Genomic DNA, 7,023 nt, shown 5'->3' with positions numbered 1-7,023 from the left:
ATCGAGTGGCTGAACGGCGAGCTCGAGGCGACGAATCGCGGCGTCATGGCGCTGTATGCGGAGCTCGAGGATCGCGCCGAGGATCTCAAGCGCGCCTCGGAGCACAAGACGCGGTTTCTCTCGGACGTGAGTCACGAGCTTCGCACGCCGATGACGTCGGTGCTCAACCTCGCGCGTCTCCTGCTCGATCGCGCGGACGGGCCGCTCACCGAGGAACAGGAGCGGCAAGTGGAACTGATCCAGCAATCGGTGCAGACCGTGACCGGCCTTGTGAACGACCTGTTGGACATCGCGCGCATCGAAGCGGGACACAGCACGCTCCGCTATCGCGCGGTCACGGTGGGCGAGTTGTTTGCCGCGCTGCGCGGGATTTCTCGTCCGCTCCTCACGTCCGATGCCGTGAATCTCTCGTTCGAGGACGATGAGTCGAATACGCTGCTCGAGACGGACGACACCCGGCTCGCGCAAATTCTGCGCAACCTGCTGTCGAACGCCATCAAGTTCACCGAGCGCGGCGAGATCCGCGTGTCGGCGCGCGTCGAGATCGGAGACACGGTGCGCTTCGATGTCCGGGACACCGGCATCGGCATCGCGGCCGCGGATCAGGAGCGCGTCTTCGAAGAGTTCACGCAAATCGACAGCCGCTTGCAGCGGCGCGTGCACGGCAGCGGTCTCGGATTGCGTCTGTCGCGCACGCTCGCCACGCTGCTCGGCGGCCGGATCGAGCTGGTGAGCGCGCCGGGACGCGGGTCGACCTTCAGCGTCATCGTTCCACGGCGGCACTCCGGTTGGGCCGAGCAGCCCGCGCCTAACGAGCCCGCACCGCATGAGGCAACGGTATGATGAGCATGCACACGGAAGGCGGCGTGCCCGTCGATCCCGCGCCGCGCAACGATCTGCCTCCGAACGCGGATCGCACGGTCATCGAGATCCACGGGCCGGTGGACGATGTGCCGGAGTCCCTCGGCGACGGCGGAGTTCCGTCGGTGCTCGTGGTGGACGACACGCCCGGCAACCGGTACACTGCCGGACGCGTGCTGCGCGGCGCCGGCATGCGTGTCACGGAAGCCGAGACCGGCGCCGAGGCGCTCCGCTTCGCGAAGGCGCAACCGGATCTCATCGTGCTGGACATTCGACTGCCCGACATGACGGGCTACGATGTCTGTCAGCGACTGAAGGCCGATCCGGCAACGAAGTTCATTCCGCTGATGTATCTCTCGGCGAGCTACACCGGCAGCGCGGATCGCGCGTACGGCCTGGACGCTGGCGCCGATGCATATCTGACGCATCCGATCGATCCGCCGTTGTTCCTGGCCACGGCGCGCGCCCTCCTGCGCGCCGGACGCGCGGAGTCGGCCTTTCGGCGCGCGGCGGTGGAATGGCGGACCACGTTCGACGCCATCGGCGAGGCGATCTTTCTCATCGATGAAGGCGGGATCGTTAGGCGTTGCAACCGCGCCGGCAGCGCGCTGGTCCGCGGCCATCCGCGGACGCTCGTTGGGCAGCCGTGGACGCAAGTGATTGACGACCTCGGCATCGAACGCCCGGATGCGCTCGCGGGCATCGTGGGCGGCCCGGCGCTGCGCGATGTCGAGGTGGCGCGGCGCGGGCGGTGGCTGAGCGTGTCGACCGATCGCGTCGTCGCCCGCTCGCCCGAGCAATCGCTCACCGTCTGCGTGCTGTCCGACATCACGTCGCGGAAGGCGGCGCAGATCGAGCACGAAGGGTTGCTGGCGCGCACAGCGCAGGCGTTGCGCGATGCCGAGGATGCGCGGCGCGAAGCGGAATCGGCGAACCGTGCCAAGAGCGATTTCCTCGCCGTGATGTCGCACGAGCTGCGCACCCCGTTGAATGCGATCGCCGGCTTCACGGAGCTGATCTCACTTGGCGTGCGCGGGCCGGTCACGCAGGACCAGCTCAACGATCTGGAGCGCATCCGCAAGAGCGAGATGACGCTGCTCACGTTGATCAACGACCTGCTCAGCTTTGCAAAGCTCGAGAGCGGATCGATTCAGTACACGATCACCGAGATGGCGGCGGACGAAGCGATCGAGGCCGCGAGCGAATTCGTCGAGCTGCAGGTGCGGGCGAAATCGGTGACGTTCGTGAAGGTGCCGTGTCCCACGAAAGTCATGGTGCATGCGGACTCCGACAAAGTGAAGCAGATACTGCTCAACCTGCTGTCGAACGCGATCAAGTTCACGGACCCGGGCGGCACGATCACGCTGCGGTGCACACGGGACGCCGAGCGCGCGTATTTCTACGTCACCGACACCGGAGCCGGGATTCCGCCGGACAAGCTCGACGTGATCTTCGACCCATTCGTGCAGGTCGACCAGCGGCTGGTGCGCGAGCACGCGGGCGTCGGGTTAGGCCTGGCGATCAGCCGGGACCTGGCGCGGGGCATGAACGGCGACCTCACCGTGACCAGCACGTTGGGCGTGGGCTCGACGTTCAGGCTCAGTCTGCCGGCGCGGCCGTGAGCGGCGGCCTGGCGCCGCAGCGCCTAACCGTTAGGCGCGGACGAGCCGGCGGTACTTGATGCGGTGCGGTTGATCGGCGTCGGCGCCCTTCCGCCGCTTGAGATCCTCCATGTACTCCTGGTAGTTGCCCTCGTGCCACACCACCTCGCTGTTTCCCTCGAACGCGAGCATGTGGGTGGCGATGCGGTCGAGGAACCAGCGGTCGTGCGAGATGACCACCGCGCAGCCGGCGAATTGCACCAGCGCATCCTCGAGCGCGCGCAGCGTGTCGACGTCGAGGTCGTTGGTCGGCTCGTCCAGCAACAGGAGATTGCCGCCGCCCTTGAGCAGCTTGGCGAGGTGCAGGCGGTTGCGCTCGCCGCCGGACAGGTCCTTCACGAGCTTCTGCTGATCCGGTCCGCGGAAGCCGAAACTCGAGAGATAAGCGCGCGCGTTGAGCTCGCGCGAGCCGATGTCGATGGTGTCGCGGCCGTCGCTCACCTCTTCGTAGACGGTGCGCGCGCCGTCGAGCGCGCGGCCCTGATCGACGTACGCAATGCTCACGGTGTCGCCCACCGTGAGCGTGCCCGCGTCCGGCTGCTCCTGGCCGACGATCATCCGGAAGAGCGTCGTCTTTCCCGCTCCGTTAGGCCCGATCACGCCGACGATGCCGCCCCGCGGCAGGCTGAACGAGAGGCCGTCGAACAGCAGCGTGTCCCCGAAGGCCTTGCGCAGGTCCTTGGCGATCACCACGTCGTTGCCTAACCGCGCCGGCGGCGGAATCACGATCTCGCTCTGCAGCACCCGCGCCCCCACGTCGCCGGCGGCCAGCTCCTCGAAGCGCGTGATGCGCGCCTTGCTCTTCGCCTGCCGCGCCCGCGGCGCCATGCGCACCCACTCCAGCTCGTGCTCGAGCGTCCGCTGCCGCGCGCTCGCCTGCTTTTCCTCCTGCGCGAGACGCGTCCGCTTCTGGTCGAGCCACGACGAATAGTTCCCTTCCCACGGAATCCCGCGCCCGCGGTCGAGCTCCAGAATCCATTTCGCGACGTTGTCGAGGAAGTAGCGATCGTGCGTCACCGCGACCACCGTCCCCGGGAACTCGGCGAGGTGACGCTCCAGCCACGCGACGCTCTCGGCGTCGAGATGGTTGGTCGGTTCATCCAGCAGGAGCAGATCCGGCTGCTCGAGCAGGATGCGGCAGAGCGCAACGCGGCGGCGCTCGCCGCCGGACAACCTGGACACGTCGGCATCCGGCGGCGGAAGGCGCAGCGCGTCCATCGCGATCTCGATCTTGTGGTCGAGATTCCAGGCGTCGGCTGCGTCGATGCGCTCCTGCACCTTTGCTTGCTCGTCCAACAGTTTCTGCATCGCGTCGTCAGACATCGGCTCCGAGAACTTTGCCGCGATCGCGTCGAAGCGCAGCAGGAGCTCGCGCGTTTCGCGCACCGCTTCTTCGACGTTGCCTTTGACGTCTTTGCTCGGATCCAGCTGCGGCTCCTGCGGCAAATACGCCACGCGCGTGCCCGCGGCGGGCCACGCTTCCCCCTGATAGTCGTGATCGACTCCGGCCATGATTTTGAGCAGCGACGACTTGCCGGCGCCGTTCGCGCCTAACACGCCGATCTTCGCGCCCGGATAGAACGAGAGCCAGATCCCTTCGAGGATGACCCGAGACGGCGGCACCACCCGCTTCAGGTCCTTCATGACGTAGATGAACTGCGCTGGCATGGAAGAACGCGGTTGAGGGAACACGCAACTTAATCGGAACGCGGCCCCGTCCTACTGGCAAATCACACCACCCATCGCCGAGGCCGGCGAAACCCAGCATCGGGACTGGCCACGCCGCTATTCCTCGGGCAATACATTCTCCATCCACACATCAACCCTTCATCGCGAGTCCCTGCTCGTGTCACTCGCTTCAGACTTTCTCGCCCTGCACCGCGCCGCCACACCGCTCGTGCTCCCGAACGCCTGGGACGTGATCAGCGCACGACTGATCGAAGATGCCGGCTTCCCGGCGATCGCCACGACCAGCGCGGGCGTCGCATGGTCACTCGGCTACGCAGATGGTGAAGACATCACCCGCGACGAGATGCTCGCTGCCGTTGCGCGCATCGCGAAAGCCGTACGCGTACCGGTCAGCGCCGATCTCGAGGCGGCCTACGGACCCAGCCCCGACGACGCGGCTGCCACGGCGCGCGGCGCAATCAAAGCCGGCGCCGTCGGATTCAACTTCGAGGATTCGACCGCCGATCCCAACAAGCCGCTGCTCGACATCCCACTTCAAGTCGCGCGCATCCGCGCGGCGCGCGCAGCAGCGGACGAGCTCGGCGTCCACCTCGTGATCAATGCGCGCACCGACGTCTACCTCGCTGAAATCGGTGCGCCCAACACGCGGTTCGACGAAACCGTACGCCGACTGACTGCCTACCGCGACGCCGGAGGCGATTGTCTGTTCGCTCCCGGCGTCGCCGATCCGGACATCATCGGACGCCTGGTCAACGCGCTCAACGCGCCGCTCAACGTGCTCGCCACGCCGGCCTCGCCGCCCGTTGCCGAGCTCGCAAAGCTCGGTGTCGCGCGCATCAGCCTCGGCGGCGGCGTGTATCGGGCGGCCCTGGGCCAAACGAAGCGTCGGTTAGGCGAATTGCGGCTGCACGGCCGCTTCGATGCGATGCTCGAGGGCGCCATCACCCACGCCGAAGCGCAGCGAACGCTCACGACCCATCAGCGCCCAATCTGACGCCTCCCTTGACCATGCTCTACACCACACTCGGAACCACCGGTCTCACCGTCTCCCGTCTCTGCCTCGGCTGCATGAGCTACGGCAGCCCGAGCTGGCGCGCCTGGGTGCTCGACGAAGCTGCCGCCCGACCGTTCTTCAAGCGCGCGCTCGACGCCGGCATCAACTTCTTCGATACCGCGGACATGTACTCGGTGGGCAGGAGCGAGGAAATCACAGGACGCTGGCTGCGCGAGATGGCGTCTCTCGACGAGATCGTCATCGCCACGAAAGTGTTCAACCAGATGCGAAGCGCGCCCAACATGCGTGGCCTGTCTCGCAAACACATCGTCCAGGCGTGCGAAGCGAGCCTCACGCGGCTCGGCATCGAAACGATCGACCTCTATCAGATCCACCGCTTCGACGCCGATGTCCCGATCGACGAGACGCTGGCCGCCCTCGACCTTCTCGTGCACCAGGGCAAGGTTCGCTACATCGGCGCAAGCTCCGGATACGCGTGGCAAATGGCGCAAGCGCTGAGCGCGTCCGAGCGCAACGGATGGGCGCGCTTCGTGTCGATGCAGAACCACTACAATCTCGTCTACCGGGAAGAAGAGCGGGAAATGATTCCGCTCTGCCGCTCCGAAGGAATTGGAATCATTCCGTGGTCGCCGTTGGCGCGCGGATTACTCGCGCGCGCACCGGGCGAGCACACCGTTCGCATCGACTCCGACGACTTCGCGCGCGGTCTCTATGACTCGCCGGGCGACGAAGACGTCGTGGCCGCCACTCACCGCGTTGCAACGGCTCGCGGCGTCAGCAGCGCCGAGGTCGCACTCGCGTGGCTGTTGAGCAGGCCCGGCGTCACCGCCCCGATCGTCGGCGCGACCAAACTCGAGCATCTCGAGACCGCGATTCGTGCGCTCGACCTCCACCTGGACGCCGGTGAGTGCAAGGCGCTCGAAGCGCCCTATCGTCCGCACGCCGTGAAAGGTCATCATTGATCGCGCCGAGCTGAATCCGTATCGGAGCCGGCCTCGGATTACCGCCGAGCGGGTGGTATGCTTAACGGACAGGACACGCGTCGGCGGAGGCCGCCGGCGCGGCGGCATCGTTACTTCGAAGGAGCTCGTCATGCGACCCGGACTCGTCGGTTTCGGCCTCCTCTTGTTGGTTCCGTTAGGCGACGTCGCGGCTCAGTCCGGCGACTTCGTCTACGCGCCCGGCACGCAGCACTATCGGTGGGTCACGGAAGTGCACCGCGAGCAGATCCAGGGCGGCGGCCGCGCCCCGTTCGAGTTCGACGTCACCACGACGCAGCTCGTGACTCTGCAGCTTACCGCGAAATCGCGCGACACACTTCAGCTCGGCATCACGCTCGATTCGGTCGGAGTCTCGACCAAGTTCGATGCGCCCGCTCCGGATGTCCGTCACCTGTTCGGCCAGAAGCTCACCGGTCTCATTTCCCCGCAGGGGAGGCTCTACCAGTTCGATCCGCCGCCGGGCACGACCGATCCTGACGTCATTGCGCTCTACCGGGCCTTTCGCCGTTTTCTGGTGTCGTTTCCCCCCAAACCCGTCGCCCCGGGCACGAGTTGGGCGGACACGACGAACGAGCACGTCGACAAGGATGGATTTGCCGTCAACATTCGCTCGGTCACGCTGTCGCGCGTCACCGGCGATACGACAGTGAACGGCCAGCGTGCATGGCGGGTGGTCCGGCACACCGACATCGTGCAGAGCGGGATGTCGTCCGCGGCGCCGGACAGCGAGCGCGTGACGCTGCTGGGCCAGGGCTCGGCGAACGCCATCCATGTGATCAGCCACGACGGCGTGTAT

At 66.5% G+C, this 7,023-nt stretch carries 6 protein-coding genes; 5 read left to right on the top strand and 1 reads right to left on the bottom strand.

Features of this window, described 5'->3' with window-relative positions:
- Both VFW04_00355 and VFW04_00350 read left to right on the top strand, forming a co-directional pair.
- Nucleotides 1–843: ATP-binding protein (locus VFW04_00355; GenBank protein HEX5177752.1), on the top strand; the 843-nt coding region annotated here is incomplete at its 5' end.
- A complete protein-coding gene (locus tag VFW04_00350) occupies nt 840–2,483 on the top strand; it encodes an ATP-binding protein (GenBank protein ID HEX5177751.1) in 1,644 nt (547 codons plus the stop codon). The genes VFW04_00355 and VFW04_00350, both read left to right, overlap by 4 nt.
- Nucleotides 2,484–2,513: 30 nt before the next feature.
- On the opposite strand, the gene ettA is transcribed toward VFW04_00350, so the two are convergent.
- Nucleotides 2,514–4,190 carry an energy-dependent translational throttle protein EttA gene (ettA, locus tag VFW04_00345; protein ID HEX5177750.1) on the bottom strand — a complete coding sequence of 559 codons (1,677 nt, stop codon included), beginning with the start codon at nt 4,188–4,190 and terminating at the stop codon, nt 2,514–2,516.
- Nucleotides 4,191–4,368: 178 nt separating this feature from the next.
- Here ettA and VFW04_00340 point away from each other — a divergent pair, with 178 nt between their 5' ends.
- The 3 genes from VFW04_00340 to VFW04_00330 form a co-directional block, all read left to right on the top strand.
- A complete protein-coding gene (locus VFW04_00340; protein HEX5177749.1) occupies nt 4,369–5,205 on the top strand; it encodes an isocitrate lyase/phosphoenolpyruvate mutase family protein in 837 nt (278 codons plus the stop codon).
- Between the two features lie 14 nt (nt 5,206–5,219).
- Nucleotides 5,220–6,188, top strand: coding sequence for an aldo/keto reductase (locus tag VFW04_00335; GenBank protein ID HEX5177748.1), 969 nt, complete (start codon nt 5,220–5,222; stop codon nt 6,186–6,188).
- A gap of 130 nt (nt 6,189–6,318) precedes the next feature.
- Nucleotides 6,319–7,023: hypothetical protein (locus tag VFW04_00330; protein ID HEX5177747.1), on the top strand; the 705-nt coding region annotated here is incomplete at its 3' end.

The organism is Gemmatimonadaceae bacterium (assembly GCA_036273715.1).
In the GTDB taxonomy this organism is placed as follows: Bacteria; Gemmatimonadota; Gemmatimonadetes; order Gemmatimonadales; family Gemmatimonadaceae; genus JADGGM01.
Note: the sequence above shows the minus strand (reverse complement) of the source record. Positions and strands in the feature narration are given on the sequence as shown.